The organism is Actinomadura montaniterrae, assembly GCF_008923365.1.
In the GTDB taxonomy this organism is placed as follows: domain Bacteria; phylum Actinomycetota; class Actinomycetes; order Streptosporangiales; family Streptosporangiaceae; genus Spirillospora; species Spirillospora montaniterrae.
In genome coordinates, this window is the sequence record NZ_WBMR01000171.1 from 2,991 (window position 1) to 20,018 (window position 17,028).

Here is a 17,028-nt window from a genome sequence, read left to right on the forward strand (position 1 = left end):
GCCCACCCTAGCCGCCCGCCGCCCGCGGACGGGCGCCAGGCGACGATTCGCCGTCAGAGCGACAGGGACGGCTTGAGCTGCTGCAGCCGCGCCAGTAGGCCGTTGACGAACCGGGGCGACTCGTCGGTCGACAGCTCGGTGGCGAGGCCGACCGCCTCGCTCACCGCGACGCCGTCCGGGACGTCGTCCACCCACAGCAGCTCGTAGGCGCCCATCCGCAGGATGTTGCGGTCGACGACCGGCATCCGCTCCAGCGTCCAGCCGGTCGCGTAGGTGGCGATCAGCTCGTCGATGCGCTCCCGGTGCTCCTGGACGCCCTCGATCAGCCGCACCGCGTGCGGGTACTCCGACAGCTCGTCCTGGTTGGGACGGCCGCGCGCCGCCAGCACCGCCGTCGGCTGCTCCTCCCGCAGCTCCGCCGCGAACAGGATGTCGAGGGCGAGCTTGCGGGCCTTGGTCCGTGCCGCCATCTCAGCCGCGGCCGAGGTACTCGCCGGAGCGGGTGTCGACCTTGACCTTCTCGCCCGTGGTGATGAACAGCGGCACCTGGATCTGCGCGCCGGTCTCCAGGGTGGCGGGCTTGCTGCCGCCGGTGGAGCGGTCGCCCTGCAGGCCCGGCTCGGTCTCGGTGATCTCCAGCACCACGGCGGCGGGCAGCTCGACGTAGAGCGGGTTCTCGTTGTTGAACGCGATCACGGCGTTCTGCTCGGGCAGCAGGTAGTTCGCGGCGTCGCCGACCGTGGCCGCGGGGATGTGCGGCTGGTCGTAGGTCTCGGTGTCCATGAAGACGAAGTCCTCGCCCTCGCGGTAGAGGTACTGCATCTCGCGCTTGTCCACGCTCGCCACGTCGACCTTGGTGCCGGCGTTGAAGGTCTTGTCGACGACCTTGCCCGACAGCACGTTCTTGAGCTTGGTGCGGACGAACGCGCCGCCCTTGCCGGGCTTGACGTGCTGGAACTCCTGGACGGTCCACAGCTGGCCGTCGAGGTTCAGCGTCATGCCGTTCTTGAGGTCGTTCGTCGTCGCCACTGCGTCATTCTCCCGGTCGCGGGCCCGCTCGCTGACCGGACGTCAGAGGACGAGCAGGTCCTTCGTCGTTGTGGTGAGGAGCTCCGGGCCGCCCGGGCGGACGACCAAGGTGTCCTCGATCCGGACTCCGCCCCGGCCCGCCAGGTACACCCCCGGCTCCGCGGTGATCGGAACTCGATCCATCAGCTTACCGGTCCTGTCGTACCCCATGAGCGGTGCCTCGTGGATCTCCAGGCCGACGCCGTGCCCGAGGCCGTGGGTGAACGCGTCCCCGTGCCCGGCGTCCGTGATGGGGCCGCGGGCGGCGGCGTCGACGTCCCTGGTCTCGGCGCCGGGGCGGGCGGCGGCGATCGAGGCGAGCTGCGCGCGCAGGACGAGGGCGTAGAGGTCGCGCTGCCAGCCGGCGGGTTCGCCGATCGCGACGGTGCGGGTCATGTCGGCGTGGTAGCCGCCGTAGCGCGCGCCGAAGTCGAGGGTGACGAGGTCGCCGCGCTGCAGCTCGCGGCCGCCGGGGTGGTGGTGCGGGACGGCGCCGTTCGGCCCGGACGCGACGATCGAGTCGAACGCGGGGCCCTCGGCGCCGAAGTCGACCATGGCCCGTTCGAGGGCGATCGCGACGGCCCGCTCGGTGACGCCGGCGCGGATCTCCGGCAGGACGGCCTCGAAGGCGCGGTCGGTGATGGCGCACGCCTCCCGCAGCAGGCCGATCTCCTCCTCGTCCTTGACCCGGCGGAGGTCCTCGACGAGGTGGCCGAGCGGCCGCAGCGGGATGTCGGCGGCCTCGGCGAGCGCGGCGTGCCGCTCGACGGTGAGGTCGTGCGCCTCGAAGCCGAGGACGCGGTGGCCGGACGCGGCGGCGCGGGTGGTGAGCGCCTCGGCGGCCCGCCGCTCGACGAGGGTCTCCATCTCGGGGCAGACCTCGGCGGCCATCCCGGCGTAGCGGCCGTCGGTGGCGAGCACGGCGGGGCCGTCCGCCGGGACGAGCAGCGCGGCGTTGGAGCTGTCGAGGCCGGTGAGGTAGCGGACGTTGACGAGCCGGGTGACGAGGACGGCGCCGGCGCCCGCGTCGGCGACGAGCGCGGCCAGCCGGCGGCGCCGCGCGGCGTGCCCGTCCCCCTGTGTCTCCTGCATGTGCGCCTCCCCCATGGTCAGGACTCTAGAGCACGCGGCCGGCGGTGGCCCGGCCCGTCTCGACGCGGTCACAGAACATGAGAATCGCTCGACTTCCGGGCCGCGGGTGGCCTAGCGTGCCTCGGCGAGTGATCGTTTCATCCCGCCCCGTCCCCCCGCACCGGACGTCCCTGGAGGGATTCCCCTTGACCCGAGTCAGCCGCCGCAGATTGCTCGGAACGGGCGCGCTCACCGCCGCCGGAGCCGTGGTCTCCGCGGCCGCGGCGCCCGCCGCCGCCGCGAAGACCCTCACCCGCCCCGCCACCGCCCCGGCCGCCCCCATGGCCGACAACGCCACCGCCGACGTCGTGATCGTCGGCGCCGGGCTGTCCGGCCTCGCCGCCGCCCGCGACCTGGTCGCCGCCGGCCTGTCCGTGATCGTCCTGGAGGCCCGCGAGCGGCCCGGCGGCCGCGTGTACGGCATGCCGCTCGGCGACGGCACCACCAGCGAGGGCGGCGCCGAGTTCATCGGCCCGACGCAGGACCGCATCGCCGCGCTCGCCAAGGACATGGGCGTCGCGACGTTCCCGACCTACAACACCGGCAAGAACGTCTACTACCGCAACGGGCAGCGGTCCCTGTACGCCACCGACGGCGTCCTGGGAGCGGTCCCGCCCGACTGGGGCGTGGTCGACCTGGAGGTGGCGCTGCTCAAGCTCGGGAGCATGGCCAAGGACGTCCCGGTCGGGCAGCCGTGGAAGGCCGCCAAGGCCGAGGAGTGGGACGCGCAGACCTTCTACACCTGGTCCCGGTCCAACTCGCTGAGCAGCGGCGCGCGGTTCCTGATGGACGAGTTCATCAGCTCCACGCTGTCGGTGCGCTCGCAGGACGTGTCGCTGCTGTACGTCCTGAACTACATCGCGTCGGCGGGCAACGAGAGCAACCCCGGCTCGGTCGACCGCCTCATCGACACCAAGGGCGGCGGGCAGGAGTCCCGGTTCGTCGGCGGGTCGCAGGAGGTGCCCGTCCGGCTGGCCGCCAAGCTCGGCGACGTCATCCGCTACAACACGGCGGTCCGGGCGATCTCGACGGACGGCGGCGCCGTCACCGTGACCGCCGACGGGCTCACGGTGTCGGCCAAGCGGGTCGTCGTCGCGATGTCCCCGGCGATCGCCGGGAAGATCGACTTCTCGCCGGCGCTGCCCGCGGCCCGCGCGCAGCTGATGCAGCGCTACCCCATGGGCTCGATCTGCAAGTTCGTCGCCGTGTACGACACCCCGTTCTGGCGCGCGGACGGGCTGACCGGGCAGGCCGTCTCCGACAGCGGCGCGATCGACGCGACGTTCGACAACAGCCCGCCGGACGGGTCGCGCGGCATCATGATGGGCTTCATGAACCAGGCCAACATCCGCAAGCTGGACGGGGCCTCGGCGGACGAGGTGCGGGCCGCGGGCCTCGCCGCGTTCGCGAACTTCTACGGCGACAAGGCCAAGACCCCGGTGCGGACCGCGTTCCAGCGCTGGGACAACGAGATCTGGAGCGGCGGCGGCCCGGTCGGCGTCGCCCCGCCCGGCGTCCTGACCGGCTTCGGCGAGGCGCTGCGGGCGCCCTGCGGCCCGATCCACTGGGCGGGCACCGAGACGTCCGACTACTGGACCGGCTACATGGACGGCGCGGTCCGCTCCGGCGAGCGCGTCGCCAAGGAGGTCAACGCCGCCCTCTGACGCCCGCATGACGTCGAGTCGCGGCGTGCCGCCCTCATGGGACGTCCCGCGAGGGCGGCACGCCGCGACTCAACGGAGGTGTCAGACGTCGGCGGCCATCTGCTTGACCTTCTCGATGAGGGCGACGCGGCCCTTGTGGTCGCCGGCGATGGGCTGCACGTTGAGCGTCGTGATGCCGGACTCCTTCATCGCGGCGAGCCGCTCGCGGACGTGGCCCTCCGTGCCGATCAGCGACATCTTCTCCAGCAGCTCCTGCGGGACCTTCGCGGCGGCCTCGTCCTTCTTGCCGTCGAGGTAGAGGTCCTGGATCTCCTCGGCCTCCTTCTCGAAGCCGTACCGGCGGGCGAGGTCGTTGTAGAAGTTCTTGCCCTTGGCGCCCATGCCGCCGATGTAGAGCGCGGCCATCGGGCGGCCGAACTCCAGGTAGCCCTGCACGTCGTCGCCGATGGCGAGGGTCGCCTGGCCGACGACGTCCAGCTCGCCGAGCGCGGGGTCGCGCTTGGCCTTGCCGGCGGCGAGCGAGGCGCCCCACACGTCCGCGGCCTTCTCCGGCATGTAGAAGATCGGCTCCCAGCCGTTGGCGATCTCGGCGGTGAGCTCGACGTTCTTCGGGCCGATCGCGGCGACCATGACCGGGATGTCGGCGCGGACCGGGTGGTTGATCAGCTTCAGCGCCTTGCCGAGGCCGGTGCCCTGCTCGGCGGGCAGCGGCAGCGTGTAGTGCTTGCCGTCGTGCTGGACGCGCTCGCGCCGCCACACCTTGCGGCAGATGTCGATGATCTCGCGGGTGCGGCCGAGGGGCGCGGTGTAGGGGACGCCGTGGAAGCCCTCGATGACCTGCGGGCCGGACGCGCCGATGCCGAGCGTGAACCGGCCGTCGGAGACGTAGTCCAGGCCGGCGGCGGTCTGCGCGATCGCGGTGGGCGTGCGCGAGTAGATGTTCAGGATGCCGGAGCCGATCTCCAGCCGCTCGGTCTTGGCCGCGATGTACCCCATCTGGCTGACCGCGTCGAAGCTGTAGGCCTCCGGGACGTAGACGATGTCGAGGCCGGCCTTCTCGAAGTCGGCCAGCTCCTCGACGGTGTCCTTGAAACCGCTGCCCGCGTAGTTGAGCCCCATCCCGATGCGCATCCGGCGTCCCTTCCCGTAAAACCGAATCAGATTCCAGTCGAACGTAACCTACTCCGCGCCGCCCGCCGGAGCGAGGGCCCGCCACGGTCCCGCGGCCGGGGCCCGGCGTGGGGCCCGGGCGCCCGTGCTAGCCGAGCGCCGGGCCGCGCAGCGCCTCCAGCGCGGGACGGTACAGGTCCGCACGGATCTTGCCGACGACCCGGCCGTCCTTGCCGGCCAGCGACCCCGCCAGCTCCAGCGCCGCGGGCAGCACGCCCGCCTCGCCCGCCGTCCGCTGCACGATCCCGGCCGCCATCGCCTGCTCGGCGGCGTACCGGCGGCCGGTGATCATCGCCTCGTGCGCGGTGCGCTTGGGCAGCCGCGCCGCGATCAGCGCGTTCATCCCCGGCGTGAACGTCATGCCGAGGTCGGCCTCGGGCAGGCAGAAGTAGCCGCGGTCGGTGCGCATGACGGCGAAGTCGTGGGCGAGCGCGAGCATCCCGCCGCCCGCGAACGCGTGCCCGTTGATCGCGGCGACGGTCGGCATCGGCAGCTCCAGCAGCCGCGCGTAGACGGCGTGGATGCGGCTCAGGTACGCCTCGAACTGGTCGCCGTGGGCGCCGAGCCACTCGAGGTCGAGGCCGTTGGAGTAGAACTTGCCGGTCCCGGTGGTGACCAGGGCGCCGGGCCCGTCGTTCTTCTCGACGGTGTCGAGCGCGCCCTCGACGGCGCTGAGGAAGTCGGGGCTGAACCGGTTTTCGCCGTCGTCGAAGCGCAGGACGTAGACGTCGCCGTCGCGCTGCAGGTCGATCACGCTGGTCTCCTTCGTCGGTGCCTGAGCAGACCCTACTGGTCGGTAGCCGGCGGGAAGATCATGCAGGTCGTGGTGCCGTGCGCGACGAGCTTGCCGTCCTGGTCCACGATCCGCCCCTCGGCGGTCGCGACCTTCCGCCCGACATGGACGGTCGTTCCCTCGCAGGTCAGCCTGCCACCCTCCAGCGGCACCGCGCGGACGAAGTTGACCTTCAGTTCCAGCGTCGTGTAGCCGGCGCCCTCGGGCAGCGAGGTGTGCACGGCGCAGCCCATCGCCGAGTCCAGCAGCGTGGACAGCACGCCGCCGTGCACGGTGCCGAGCGGGTTGCTGAAGTCGGTGCGCGGAGCGAGCGAGAAGACGACCCGTCCCGGCGCCAGCTCCTCGGCGGCCATGCCGAGCAGCGCGCCGATGCCGTACCCCTCCTCGGCGCCCTTGTCGATCAGCGCCTTCAGCTGCTCGAGGCCCGCCGTGCTCGCCGTGGTGGGCGTGGTCGGTCCCGCCATCGCTCCGCTCCCCTCCAGGTCACCGCTGTGTATGACGTCCGTCATAAGCACGGTGGGCTATGACGACCGTCATGGTCAATGCGAGAAGCTTATGATGAATGTCATAATCGATGCATGGGCACCGACAGCCGGGAACGCATGGTGCGCAGCGCCGCCTACCTCTTCCGCGAGCGCGGCTACAGCGGCACCGGGTTCCGCGACGTCATCGCGCACAGCGGCGCGCCGCGCGGCTCGATCTACCACCACTTCCCCGACGGCAAGGCGCAGCTCGCCGAGGAGGCCGTCCGCTACGCCGGCGAGTTCCTCAACGCCGGCATCCTCGCCGCCACCGAGGGCGGCGACGCGGCGTCCGCGGTGGACGCCTTCGTCGGCTGGTGGCGGCAGGTGCTGATCAAGAGCGAGTTCCGGGCCGGCTGCCCGATCGTCGCCGTCACCGTGGAGAGCCACGACGACGCCCCGCAGCTCGCGTCGGCCGCCGCGGCCGCGTTCGACCGCTGGCAGGACACCCTCGCCACCGGGCTCAGCAACGCCGGCGTCCCCGACGACCGCGCCGCCCGCCTCGCCCGCCTGATCGTCGCCGCGGTCGAGGGCGCCACGATCCTCTGCCGCGCCCACCGCGACGTCGCGCCCCTCGACGACGTCGTCGCCGAGCTCAAGGAGATGACGAGGAGCGCCGTCCGGGAGGACTAGCGCGGCGCGCGGGCGCTCGACGGGCGGCGGCCTGCTCGCCCCCGGCGCGCAGCCGCGTCAGCACCACCCCGTACATCCGGTCCGCCGGGCACGGGCCCCACTGCTTGGAGTCCTCCGAGCGGGGACGGCCACGCGTACATGATCACCGACCGGTGATCATGTAGCAATCGGCGGATCTCGTCAGGAATCCCGAGGTGATTCGGCGAGGAGTTCGGCGACCGCCTGCAGGGCGAGGACGTAGGACATCATCCCGAACCCGGCGATGGTGCCGGTGGCGACGCCCGCGACGACGGAGGTGTGCCGGAACTCCTCCCGGGCCGCCGGGTTGCTGATGTGCACCTCGACGAGCGGCGCCGTCCGCTGGGCGAGGGCGTCGCGCAGCCCGTAGGAGTAGTGGGTGAACGCCGCCGGGTTGAGCACGATCGGGAGCCGCTCGTCGGCGGCCTCGTGCACCCAGCGGATCAGCTCGGCCTCGTCGTCGGTCTGCCGGACGTCGACGCTCAGGTCGAGGCGGCGGCCGGTGTCGCGGCACAGCGCGGCGAGGTCGTCGAGCGTCGCCGCGCCGTACACCTCGGGCTCGCGGCTGCCGAGCCGGCCGAGGTTCGGCCCGTTCAGCACCAGCACACGCGTCATCGAGAGACCTCCCGGTACGCGGCGGCGAGCAGGTCCTCGTCGGGGCCCTCCAGGCGGCCGGGCTCGGCGAGGCCGTCCAGGACGACGAACCGGAGGGTGGCGCCGCGCGACTTCTTGTCGATGGTCATGGTCTCGCGCAGGCCGGCCCAGTCGGCGGCGTACGAGACGGGCAGTCCGACCGACGCGAGGACGTCGCGGTGCCGCCGGACGACGTCGGCGGGCAGCCGTCCGGCGAGCCGGGCCAGCTCGGCGGCGTAGACCATGCCGATGGCGACGGCGTGGCCGTGCCGGAACTTGTAGTCCTCGGCCTTCTCGATGGCGTGCGCGAGCGTGTGCCCGTAGTTGAGGATCTCCCGCAGGCCGCTCTCCTTGAGGTCGGCGGAGACGACGTCCGCCTTGACCTGGATCGCGCGCTCGACCAGCTCGCGGGTGTGCGGGCCGGTGGGGGACGCGGCGCCCTCCGGGTCGGCCTCGACGAGGTCGAGGATCTTCGGGTCGGCGATGAACCCGGCCTTGATGATCTCGGCGAGGCCGCTGATGTAGTCCTCGTGCGGCATCGTGACGAGCGTGGCGAGGTCGCACAGCACGCCGGCGGGCGGGTGGAAGGCGCCGACGAGGTTCTTGCCCTCGGGGACGTTGATGCCGGTCTTCCCGCCGACCGCCGCGTCCACCATGCCGAGCAGGGTCGTCGGGACGAGCACCGACCGCACCCCGCGCAGCCACGACGCCGCCGCGAACCCGGCGAGGTCGGTGGTGGCGCCGCCGCCGACGCCGACGACGACGTCGGTGCGGGTCATCCCGGCCCGCGCGAACGCCGACCAGAGCCCGGCGAGGACGCCGACCTCCTTGGCGGCCTCGCCGTCGGGGACGGGCAGCGCGCGCACCGCGTACCCGGCCTCCTCCAGCGCGCCGCACACCGGGCGGGCGATCTCCGGGAGTCCCTCGGCGTGCACCACGGCGACCGTGCGGGCGCGGTCGCCGACCATCGCGGGCAGCTCGGCGAGGACGCCGGTGCCGATGACGACGTCGTAGGGGTCGGCGCCGCCGACGTGCACCCGCGCCCGGGTCATGCCGCCTCCAGCGCCTTGACGATCTCCTCGACGATGTCGGCGGGCTCGCGCCCGTCGGTGTCGACGTGCACGGTGCCGAGCCGCTCGTAGATCGGGAGCCGCTCCTCCAGCAGCTTGCGCATCTGGCTGCGCGGGTTCAGCACGAGCAGCGGCCGCGCGGACGCGAGCCCGACCCGCTTGATCGCCTCGGAGAGGCCGACGCGCAGGTAGACGACGGTGTGCCCGGCGAGCAGCTCCTGCGTCTCGGCGGCGAGGACGGCGCCGCCGCCGAGCGCCAGGACGCCCTCGTGCTCGGCGAGGGCCGCGGCGACCGCGGCGCGCTCCAGCTCGCGGAACCGGTCCTCGCCGTCGTCGATGAAGATCTCGCCGATCGGCTTGCCGGCCGCCGCCTCGGCATCGGCGTCGGTGTCGCGCAGCGGCACGCCGAGCCGCTCGGCGAGGGCGGTGCCGACGGTGGTCTTGCCCGATCCGGGCGGCCCGATCAGGACGGCCTTCGGTCGCGTCATAGTGCGCCGGTCCACTTCACTTGATGGTGAGCGAGGACAGGTATCCCCGCAGGTTGCGGGCGGTCTCCTCGGCGGAGTCGCCGCCGAACTTCTCCAGCGCCGCGTCCGCGAGCACCAGCGCGACCATCGCCTCGGCGACGACGCCGGCGGCGGGCACCGCGGTGACGTCGCTGCGCTGGTTGATGGCCTTGGCGGGCTCGCCGGTCCTCACGTCGATGGTGTCGAGCCGGCGCGGGACGGTGGAGATCGGCTTCATCGCGGCGCGGACCCGCAGCACCTCGCCGGTGGTCATGCCGCCCTCGACGCCGCCGGCCCGGTTGGTGCGGCGGCGGATCCCGTCGGGGGTGTTGTCGATCTCGTCGTGCGCCCGGGAGCCGGGGCGGCGCGCGGTGGTGAACCCGTCGCCGACCTCGACGCCCTTGATCGCCTGGATGCCCATGAGGACGCCGGCGAGCCGCGAGTCGAGCCGCCGGTCCCAGTGGACGTGGCTGCCGAGGCCCGGCGGGAGGCCGTAGGCGAGCACCTCCACGACGCCGCCGAGGGTGTCACCGGCCTTCTTCATCTCGTCGATGTGCGCGACCATCGCGGCGGACGCCCCGGCGTCGAAGCAGCGCACCGGGCTCTCGTCGACGGCGGCGAGGTCGTCCGGGCCGGGCAGGACCCCGTCGGGCGCCTGGACCTCGCCGAGCGCGATCACGTGGCTGAGCACGTCCACGCCGAGGGCCTGCTTGAGGAACGCCTTGGCGACGGTGCCGAGCGCGACGCGCGCCGCGGTCTCCCGCGCGCTCGCCCGCTCCAGGACGGGGCGGGCGTCGTCGAAGCCGTACTTTTGGATGCCGACGAGGTCGGCGTGGCCGGGCCGCGGCTGCGACAGCGGCGCATTGCGGGCCTGGGCGGCGAGGACGTCGGCGTCCACGGGGTCGGCCGACATGACCGTCTCCCACTTGGGCCACTCGGTGTTGCCGACCTGGATCGCGACCGGGCCGCCGAGGGTGACCCCGTGCCGGACGCCGCCGAGGATCGTCACCTGGTCCTGCTCGAACTTCATCCGGGCGCCCCGCCCATGGCCGAGCCGCCGGCGGCGCAGGTCCTCGGCGATGTCCCCCGAGGTCACGCGCACGCCGGCCGGCAGCCCCTCCACGATCGCGGTCAGGGCCGGGCCATGGGACTCCCCCGCGGTCAACCAGCGCAGCATGCCGACGATCCTATTGACTCCGCGCACCCGCGCGTGACGCGCGTCCACCATCTGAGAGCCGGGCCGGTGGCGGGCGGGGCGGCGGGGACCGTCAGGCGGACGCGGCGGTCCCGCGGTCCGGCGGCGGGGCGCCGTCCTTCCACGACTCGTGGCGGACGAGGTCGCCGAACGGCTTGCGCAGGCCGCGCAGCCGCTCGCGGTCGGCGGGACGCAGCGCGTCGGGGTGCGCGCGGCCGACGGTGATCAGGCCGACGACGGCGATCTCCGGCGGGATGCCGAGGAACGCGGCGAGCTCGTCCTTGGCGCGGACGGTCGCGAACCCGGTCGCGAGGCCCTCGTTGATCGCGGTGAGCTGGATCAGCGTCAGCAGGGCGCCGGAGTCCACCCACCAGTAGGGGGCGGGCCACTCCATCTCCCGGCCGTCGACGAGCTTGTCGGCCCTGGTGTAGCGGGCGTGGTAGTCGTCCTCGCAGATGCCGAGCACCATCAGGACGGGTGCGACCGACAGCCACGGCGGCTCGCCCCGGTCGGTGTAGTAGGACTCCTCGGCCAGCTCGGCGACGCGCTCGCGGGTGCCGGGGTCGGTGACGACGAGGAGGCGGTGGCCCTGGCTGAAGCCCGCGCTCGGCGCCTTGCGGACGACGGCGGTGATCCGGTCCACCGTCTCCGGCGGGACCGGGTCGGGGAGGTAGTGGCGCACCATCCGGCGGTTGGCGAGCACGGCGTCGAAGTCCACCTGGTTCCTTCCGGGGGTTCCTTATGGGGGTGCTCAGATGCCCTGGCCGAGGCCGCCGTCGACGACGAGGGTGGTCCCGGTGATGAAACCGGCCTGCTCTCCCGCGAGGAACGCGGCGACGGCGCCGAAGTCGGACGGGCGGCCGAGCCGGCCGAGGGGGATGGACGCGGCGACCTCGTCGAGGTCCGGCATCCCCGCGACGGCGGGCGTCCGGTGGTAGCCGGGCGCGAGCACGTTGACGGTGATGCCGGCGGGGCCGAGCTCGCGGACGAGCGTCCGGGCGAACCCGGCGAGCGCGGGCCGGACGGTGCTGGACAGGCCGTAGCGCGGCGTCGGCTGCCGCATCGTCTCCGAGGCGATCATCAGGACGCGTCCGTGGCCGGCGTCGCGCATGTGCGGCAGCGCGGCCTGCACGAGCGCGATGTGGCTGAGCACGCACAGCTCGACCGCCGCGCGGAAGTCGTCCAGGCCGCGGCCGAGCACCGGGCCGGCGGGCGGGCCGCCCGCGTTGGTGACCAGGACGTGCGGGCCGCCGAGGCCGCCGGCGGTGGCGTCCACCCAGGCGGCGGCCCCGTCGTGGTCGAGGACGTCGAGCGGCGTGGGGACGACGCGTCCCGGCCCGGCCTTGTCGATCTCGGCGGCGGCGCGGTCGAGGCGGGCCGGGTCGCGGCCGCAGATCGCGACGTCGGCGCCGGCGGCGGCCAGCTCGCGGGCGGTGGCGAGGCCGAGTCCGCTGGTCGCGGCGGCGACCATGGCGACGCGTCCGGTGAGTCCGAGGTCCATCAGGCCGCGCCCTCCTTCTCCTCGTCCCGCGACGTCCGGTCCGGTGGGCGCGCCGGGGACGGGACGAGCGGGTACCGGTAGCGGGCCAGCAGCGGTAGGGCGAGCGCGGTGGCGACCAGCCGTGCCGGAACCGGCTGCGTGCGGGTCCACGCGTCGTCCTCGCGGATGCGGACGGGGCCGCGCCGCAGCCGGTCCGGGTTGCCGGTGACGGTGTGGTTGACGCTGAGGTCGGCGCGGCCGTCCGCGTCGGCGGGCGGGTCGCCGTCAAGCCCGGCGTGCGCCATCACGCGGGCGAGGGACCCGCGCGGGTCGGCGGTGAAGTCCTCGTACCGCAGCCGCAGGGAGCGGCGCGGGAACGCGCGCGCGACCCGTTCGGAGGCGAGGTTGAAGCCCGTCCAGTACGCGGTGCTGCGGGCGGCGCCCATCGCGGGGATGTACTCCTTGGCGCGCCGCCACGACTCGGCGGTGGCGCGCGGGTCGCGGACGACGTGCAGGACCCGGGCGTCCACGCCCGGCGCGCCGCACAGCGCGGCGGCCTCGGCGGGGAACTTGCCGGTGTCGACGATCAGCCGGGCCCCGGACTCCTCCGCGATCGCGGTGTAGAGCGCGGCGAGGGCGGCGACGGCGGGATGCGCGGCCCGGGCCCCGCGCGCCTCGGCGAGCCGGCGGCCGGTGTGGCGGGTGCGCAGCGCGGCCTGCTGGAGGCGGACGGCCCGTTCGGCGTGCCACTGCGGGTCGTCCCCGGCGACGCGGGCGACGACGCCCTTCCACAGCGGGCAGGAGGCGACGTCGAGCCCGCAGCCGCACAGGGTGTTGGTGCCGCGGCCGAGGATCCCGTTCGTCCACAGGTAACGGAGCTCGCCGACGTGGACGACGCCGTCGCACTCCCCCAGCAGGTTGCCGAGCAGCGTCGTCCCGCTGCGGCACCAGCCGGTCACGTAGAGGACGCGGACCATCACCAGCGTCCCGCCCCGGCCACCTTCCGCACCGCCGTCACCACGTGGTCGCGGTCGCGTTCGGTGAGGTTGGCCGACAGCGGGATGTCGACGGACTCGTCGAGCCGTGCGGCGGTGACGGGGAACTCGGCGCGCGCGCGAGCCGGATCGGGGAACAGGAACCGCCAGTTCCAGAAGGCGCGGACGTTGGTGTCGCCGGGGTCGCCGAGCGCGCGCGCGTCGATGCCCTCGGCGCGCAGCGCGGCGGCGGTCCAGGCGGTCGCCTCGGCACCGGCGCCGGGCAGCCGGAACACCAGCGCCTCCCCGAGGTAGGCGTGGTCGGCGACAGGACGGCGCAGCGCGATCCCGGGGACGTCCGCGAGCCGCGCGGCGACGTCGTCGTAGTTGCGGTGGTGCGCGGCGAGCCGCTCGGGCAGCCGCCGCAGCAGCGCGGACGCCAGCGCCGCGCGGATCTCGTCCATCCGCAGCCCGAAGATGGGGTAGGCGAGGTCGTCGACGGCCGGGGGCGGCCCGTCGAAGTGCCGGGCCATCCGCCCCTCGTAGGCGCCGGAGTAGACGATCGCGCGGGCGTGCACGGCGGGGTCGCGGGTGAGCAGGAACCCGCCCTCGCCGGTGTTCAGCGACTTGTCGGACTGGGTGCTGAACGCCCCGGCGTCGCCGAACGTGCCGAGCGGGCGGCCGCCGAGCCGGGCGCCGAGCGCGGGCACCGCGTCCTCGACGACGGGGATCCCGTGCTCGCGGGCCACGGCGCAGATCGCGGGCATGTCGGAGGCGAACCCGCGCATGTGCACCACCACGACCGCGCGGACCTCCGGGGTGAGGCGGCGGCGCAGGTCCGCGACGTCCAGGTGCAGGTCGTCGTCGCACTCGACGAGCAGCGGGCGGTGCCCGGCCAGCAGGATCGCGCTCGGCGTCGCCGCGAACGTGAACGCGGGGCACGCGACGAGCGAGCCGGGCGGCAGGTCCAGCGCGAGCAGCGCGAGAGTGATCGCGGCGGTGCCGCTGGCGCAGGTCAGCGCGTGCGGGGCGGCGAAGAACGCGCACAGCTCCCGCTCCAGGCGGCCGGTCCGCGTCTCGGCGTGGGGACGGTGGTCGTAGCGGAAGTAGAGGCGGGCCCGGACGGCGTCGAGCGCGGCCTCCAGGTCCTCCTCCTCGATGAAGACGTCGCCCTTGTCGTAGGTGGGCCACGGGTCGGTGCGCACGGGTTCCGCGCCGTCGATCGCGAGCGGTCCCGGCTGAACGTCCACGGTCATGGCGTCTCCTCTGGGGGGAACAGGAGGCTGGCGGAGGGGGCGGGCGGCGCCAGCGCGAGCACCGGCGGCACCTCGGCGGGCCGGGCGCGGCGCAGCAGCGCGTACCCGATGCCGGACAGGCCGGCGAGCAGCCCGGGGGCGGGCTCCGGCAGGGCGGTGCGCCAGGCGTCGCGGCGCGGAACGGGCGCGGTCCCGTCCAGGGCGGACAGGGCCTCGTAGACGGCGGCGGTGCCGTGGCAGAGCGAGTCGTCCTGGGGCGCGGCGTCCCGCAGGACGGCCGCCGCGGTCGCGAGGGATCGTTCCAGCAGGGCCGCGTCCGACCGGTAACGGGCGGCCAGTTCCAGCCGTGCGAGCGCGACCCCCGCCGCGCCCTGGCACCAGCCGGGGTCGCGGCCCGGGTCCTGTTCCCCGGCGGCGAGACTCCGCGCACGGGATGCGAACCGGGGGTCGGGGCACAGCTCGTCCAGCCGGGCCAGCGCGACGGCCGCGCCGGACGCGCCGTAGCCGAACCCGGGATCGGTCAGGTCGCGAGCGAGAAGCCGCTCCCCGGCGGCGCGGGCGACGCCCGCGACCTGCTCGCCGGGCAGGACGGCGTGCAGGGCGAGGGCGCTGAGCACTGCGCCCGCCTCCCCTTCGAGGACGTCCCCGGACGTGAGGCCGCTCGCCGGCGGGAGCAGGGCACCGCGTGCCGCCTCGGCGAGGTCGCGGCGGCCGTGCACGGCGGCGGCGTGCGCCAGATGGTAGACGGGGCCGAGCGGCGGGACCGTTCCCCGGACCGCGGATGCGGCGGCGACCCGCGCGGCGACCTCGTCGGCGACGCACTCCGCGAGGCTTTCGACCCACGGTTCGCCGGTCACGGCCGACAGGTAGGTCAGGAACAGCCCGATGCCGGGGAGCCCGCCGTACAGGTCGAGGCCGGCGGGCGCGACACGGCGCGTCCGGGCGTCGACGACCTCGACGCCGAGCCACCCGATCCGGTCGCCCGAGCGCACGGCCGCCGCGTCCAACCACCGCGCGACCCCGAGCGCCCCGCGCAGCAGATCCCCTGACGGGCGCGGTGCGCGCGCGGCAGCGGGACCGGGCTGGAGTGCGGCGAAGCTTGCGTCGATGATGGCGGTCTGGGCGGCGAGGTCGTCCTCGTCCAGCGCGCCGAGCCGGGCGGCGGTCTCCTCCAGCGGCGGGACGGGCAGCACGCCCGCGAGGCGCGTCCCGTCCTCCAGCCACACGTCCCGGTGGCCGGGGCGGACCTCGAAGACGGGCACCTCCCCGCGCCACACCGCCGCCTTCTCCGAGGCGATCAGGGCGTCGCGGTGCGGGACGCCGGGCCAGCCGGCGTCGAGGCGGGCGAGGCCCCGCTCCCGCAGGGCGGCATCGCGCATCTCGGCGGGACGCCAGCTCTCCAGCAGCAGCCGGACGTAGAGGAACGTCGACAGTTGGATCAGCCGGACGGGCACGTCGGCGCATCCGTCCAGCGGGCCGCCCGGCGCGAGGAGCGCCGTCCCGGCGGACGCGAGGCGGCGGTAGGCGGCGGTGTAGCCGGCGACCAGCGCGTCGCGGTGCGGACGCGGGTCGACGGTGCCGCCGCCGGGAAGGCGGAGCCGTCCGGCGGGCGGCGGGACGGTGCGGTAGCCGAGGCGGACCCGCATCCGGTCGGTGCCGGGGTCGTCGATGAGCGGCGTCGGGATCAGGGAGCGGCGGTCGGGGACGGTCCCGAGCGGGCTGATGTCGACGCCGAAGGGCCGCTCGGTGTCCACGTCCGGCATGACGAGCGGGCCGGGCAGCAGCCCGGTGCGCAGCACGGACGCGTCCAGCCGCGCGGCGGCGGGGTCGCCGAGCCGGGCGCGGCGCGCGTTCGGCTGGGTCCCGGACGTGTGGAACAGCGCTTCGAGGTCGATGACGACGGGGTCCGCGCCCGCCGCGATCACGTTGTCGGCGTGCAGGTCGTAGCCGTGGACGGCGTGGGTGAGCGCGAGCAGCGCGCCCATCCGCCAGAAGAACGCGGGGAGGTCGGCGGGCGCGCAGGGCGCGGGCTCGATGTACTCGCTCCAGCCGCGGTCGCCGCGGTCGAGGAGGCGGGGACGGCGCAAGGGGTGCGGGACCCCGGCGTCGTTGAACCAGCCGAGGAGCCGGTCGAAGCACAGGTCGACGCCGAGGGACCGCGGCTTGTGGACGAGCGCGACGCGCTCGAACCGGACGATCGCGACGGTGCGGCCGCCGCGGTGCGTCTCCCCTTGGCCGAACTCGACGCCGGTCAGCGCGCCGAGCCCCGCGCCGCCGCCGAACGCGGCGGTGACGGCGGGCAGGTCGGCGGCCAGCTCGCGGGCGAACGCCAGCCGCGCCGCCACCCAGTCGTCCAGGATCTCGACGGCCTGCCGCGCGAGGACCGGGTACGCCGCCCAGATCCGCAGCGCCCGGACGGGGTCGGCGAGGCCGCGCACGAAGGCCGCGTACCGGTCCCGCGGCGTGGCGCCGTCCAGGCCGCGGGCGGACGCCGCCGCCAGCTCCTCGGCGAGGGCGGGCTGGACGGCCATGGTGAGCCAGCCGAGCGGCGGCGCGGCGGCGAGCAGGTCCGGCAGGCCGGGCGGGACGTCGGGGCCGAGGTCGGACAGCAGGCATTCGCGCAGGGTGCGCCGCGCGTCGTCGATGAGCGGGCGGGCCGCCTCCAGCAGCCCGAGCTCCTCGGTGGACCGGGTGCGGGACGGGGTCTCCCAGGCGGTGCGGAACCGGCGGTGCCACTCGGGTTCGGCGTCGCGCGGCTCGCCGGGGCGGGCGGCGCGCCGCCAGGGGACGCCGGCGAGCGCCGGGGCCACGGCGGTGCCACTCGGGTTCGGCGTCGCGCGGCTCGCCGGGGCGGGCGGCGCGCCGCCAGGGGACGCCGGCGAGCGCCGGGGCCACGGCGCTCACCGGCCGTCGTCC

Annotated in this window: 17 protein-coding genes; 2 read left to right on the forward strand and 15 right to left on the reverse strand. The window is 74.7% G+C overall.

Translation table 11 applies throughout. The features are described 5' to 3' along the window. Positions 1–53: 53 nt before the first annotated feature. Genes nusB through F9B16_RS37450 form a run of 3 tightly spaced genes read right to left on the reverse strand, consistent with a single transcriptional unit; the run spans position 54 to position 2,160 of the window. Entirely contained in the window at positions 54–470 is a 417-nt protein-coding gene (gene nusB, locus F9B16_RS37440; protein ID WP_151544966.1) for a transcription antitermination factor NusB, read from the reverse strand. 1 nt (position 471) lies between these two features. Further along, complete coding sequence (gene efp, locus F9B16_RS37445) at positions 472–1,029, reverse strand: elongation factor P (protein ID WP_151544967.1); 558 nt, start codon at positions 1,027–1,029, stop codon at positions 472–474. A 42-nt stretch (positions 1,030–1,071) separates the two neighbouring features. Further along, positions 1,072–2,160 (reverse strand): M24 family metallopeptidase, encoded by a 1,089-nt coding sequence (locus F9B16_RS37450; RefSeq protein ID WP_151544968.1) that lies wholly within the window; start codon positions 2,158–2,160, stop codon positions 1,072–1,074. 185 nt (positions 2,161–2,345) lie between these two features. Here F9B16_RS37450 and F9B16_RS37455 point away from each other — a divergent pair, with 185 nt between their 5' ends. After that, positions 2,346–3,863 carry a flavin monoamine oxidase family protein gene (locus tag F9B16_RS37455; RefSeq protein WP_225992287.1) on the forward strand — a complete coding sequence of 506 codons (1,518 nt, stop codon included), beginning with the start codon at positions 2,346–2,348 and terminating at the stop codon, positions 3,861–3,863. 81 nt (positions 3,864–3,944) lie between these two features. Here the strand turns inward: F9B16_RS37455 and F9B16_RS37460 are convergent, their stop codons facing one another. The 3 genes from F9B16_RS37460 to F9B16_RS37470 form a co-directional block, all read right to left on the reverse strand. Next, the gene (locus F9B16_RS37460; protein ID WP_151544970.1) at positions 3,945–4,994 is read right to left on the reverse strand and encodes an LLM class F420-dependent oxidoreductase; all 1,050 of its coding nucleotides are present in this window, start codon (positions 4,992–4,994) and stop codon (positions 3,945–3,947) included. Positions 4,995–5,121: 127 nt separating this feature from the next. Further along, positions 5,122–5,787 (reverse strand): enoyl-CoA hydratase-related protein, encoded by a 666-nt coding sequence (locus F9B16_RS37465; protein ID WP_151544971.1) that lies wholly within the window; start codon positions 5,785–5,787, stop codon positions 5,122–5,124. Positions 5,788–5,819: 32 nt separating this feature from the next. After that, positions 5,820–6,290 (reverse strand): PaaI family thioesterase, encoded by a 471-nt coding sequence (locus F9B16_RS37470; protein WP_151544972.1) that lies wholly within the window; start codon positions 6,288–6,290, stop codon positions 5,820–5,822. 114 nt (positions 6,291–6,404) lie between these two features. Between F9B16_RS37470 and F9B16_RS37475 the strand changes: the two genes are divergently transcribed. After that, entirely contained in the window at positions 6,405–6,980 is a 576-nt protein-coding gene (locus tag F9B16_RS37475; RefSeq protein ID WP_151544973.1) for a TetR/AcrR family transcriptional regulator, read from the forward strand. A 180-nt stretch (positions 6,981–7,160) separates the two neighbouring features. Here F9B16_RS37475 and aroQ read toward each other — a convergent pair whose 3' ends face one another. The 9 genes from aroQ to F9B16_RS37520 form a co-directional block, all read right to left on the reverse strand. After that, complete coding sequence (aroQ, locus tag F9B16_RS37480; protein WP_151544974.1) at positions 7,161–7,613, reverse strand: type II 3-dehydroquinate dehydratase; 453 nt, start codon at positions 7,611–7,613, stop codon at positions 7,161–7,163. Continuing rightward, positions 7,610–8,683: a 3-dehydroquinate synthase gene (gene aroB / locus F9B16_RS37485; protein WP_151544975.1), complete on the reverse strand. Its 1,074-nt coding sequence runs from the start codon at positions 8,681–8,683 to the stop codon at positions 7,610–7,612. The genes aroQ and aroB overlap by 4 nt, the downstream gene beginning before the upstream one ends. Further along, positions 8,680–9,189: a shikimate kinase gene (locus tag F9B16_RS37490; RefSeq protein ID WP_151544976.1), complete on the reverse strand. Its 510-nt coding sequence runs from the start codon at positions 9,187–9,189 to the stop codon at positions 8,680–8,682. The genes aroB and F9B16_RS37490 overlap by 4 nt, the downstream gene beginning before the upstream one ends. 16 nt (positions 9,190–9,205) lie before the next feature. Next, positions 9,206–10,384 (reverse strand): chorismate synthase, encoded by a 1,179-nt coding sequence (aroC, locus tag F9B16_RS37495; protein ID WP_151544977.1) that lies wholly within the window; start codon positions 10,382–10,384, stop codon positions 9,206–9,208. Between the two features lie 91 nt (positions 10,385–10,475). Beyond that, a complete protein-coding gene (locus tag F9B16_RS37500) occupies positions 10,476–11,120 on the reverse strand; it encodes a nitroreductase family protein (protein ID WP_151544978.1) in 645 nt (214 codons plus the stop codon). 33 nt (positions 11,121–11,153) lie between these two features. Beyond that, positions 11,154–11,903 carry an SDR family NAD(P)-dependent oxidoreductase gene (locus F9B16_RS37505; protein WP_151544979.1) on the reverse strand — a complete coding sequence of 250 codons (750 nt, stop codon included), beginning with the start codon at positions 11,901–11,903 and terminating at the stop codon, positions 11,154–11,156. Further along, positions 11,903–12,859, reverse strand: coding sequence for a sulfotransferase (locus F9B16_RS37510; protein ID WP_151544980.1), 957 nt, complete (start codon positions 12,857–12,859; stop codon positions 11,903–11,905). Before F9B16_RS37510 ends, F9B16_RS37505 begins: the two co-directional genes overlap by 1 nt. Further along, positions 12,859–14,112: a DegT/DnrJ/EryC1/StrS family aminotransferase gene (locus F9B16_RS37515; RefSeq protein ID WP_151544981.1), complete on the reverse strand. Its 1,254-nt coding sequence runs from the start codon at positions 14,110–14,112 to the stop codon at positions 12,859–12,861. The genes F9B16_RS37510 and F9B16_RS37515 overlap by 1 nt, the downstream gene beginning before the upstream one ends. Next, entirely contained in the window at positions 14,109–16,922 is a 2,814-nt protein-coding gene (locus F9B16_RS37520) for a type 2 lanthipeptide synthetase LanM family protein (RefSeq protein WP_151544982.1), read from the reverse strand. The genes F9B16_RS37515 and F9B16_RS37520 overlap by 4 nt, the downstream gene beginning before the upstream one ends. Positions 16,923–17,028: the final 106 nt, after the last annotated feature.

Bases quoted from the DNA above. Each gene is read 5' to 3' on its own strand.
- nusB (WP_151544966.1), bottom strand. From the start codon at position 470: ATGGCGGCACGGACCAAGGCCCGCAAGCTCGCCCTCGACATCCTGTTC.
- F9B16_RS37450 (WP_151544968.1), bottom strand. From the start codon at position 2,160: ATGCAGGAGACACAGGGGGACGGGCACGCCGCGCGGCGCCGCCGGCTG.
- F9B16_RS37460 (WP_151544970.1), bottom strand. From the start codon at position 4,994: ATGCGCATCGGGATGGGGCTCAACTACGCGGGCAGCGGTTTCAAGGAC.
- F9B16_RS37470 (WP_151544972.1), bottom strand. From the start codon at position 6,290: ATGGCGGGACCGACCACGCCCACCACGGCGAGCACGGCGGGCCTCGAG.
- F9B16_RS37475 (WP_151544973.1), top strand. From the start codon at position 6,405: ATGGGCACCGACAGCCGGGAACGCATGGTGCGCAGCGCCGCCTACCTC.
- aroQ (WP_151544974.1), bottom strand. From the start codon at position 7,613: ATGACGCGTGTGCTGGTGCTGAACGGGCCGAACCTCGGCCGGCTCGGC.
- aroB (WP_151544975.1), bottom strand. From the start codon at position 8,683: ATGACCCGGGCGCGGGTGCACGTCGGCGGCGCCGACCCCTACGACGTC.
- F9B16_RS37490 (WP_151544976.1), bottom strand. From the start codon at position 9,189: ATGACGCGACCGAAGGCCGTCCTGATCGGGCCGCCCGGATCGGGCAAG.
- aroC (WP_151544977.1), bottom strand. From the start codon at position 10,384: ATGCTGCGCTGGTTGACCGCGGGGGAGTCCCATGGCCCGGCCCTGACC.
- F9B16_RS37505 (WP_151544979.1), bottom strand. From the start codon at position 11,903: ATGGACCTCGGACTCACCGGACGCGTCGCCATGGTCGCCGCCGCGACC.
- F9B16_RS37510 (WP_151544980.1), bottom strand. From the start codon at position 12,859: ATGGTCCGCGTCCTCTACGTGACCGGCTGGTGCCGCAGCGGGACGACG.
- F9B16_RS37515 (WP_151544981.1), bottom strand. From the start codon at position 14,112: ATGACCGTGGACGTTCAGCCGGGACCGCTCGCGATCGACGGCGCGGAA.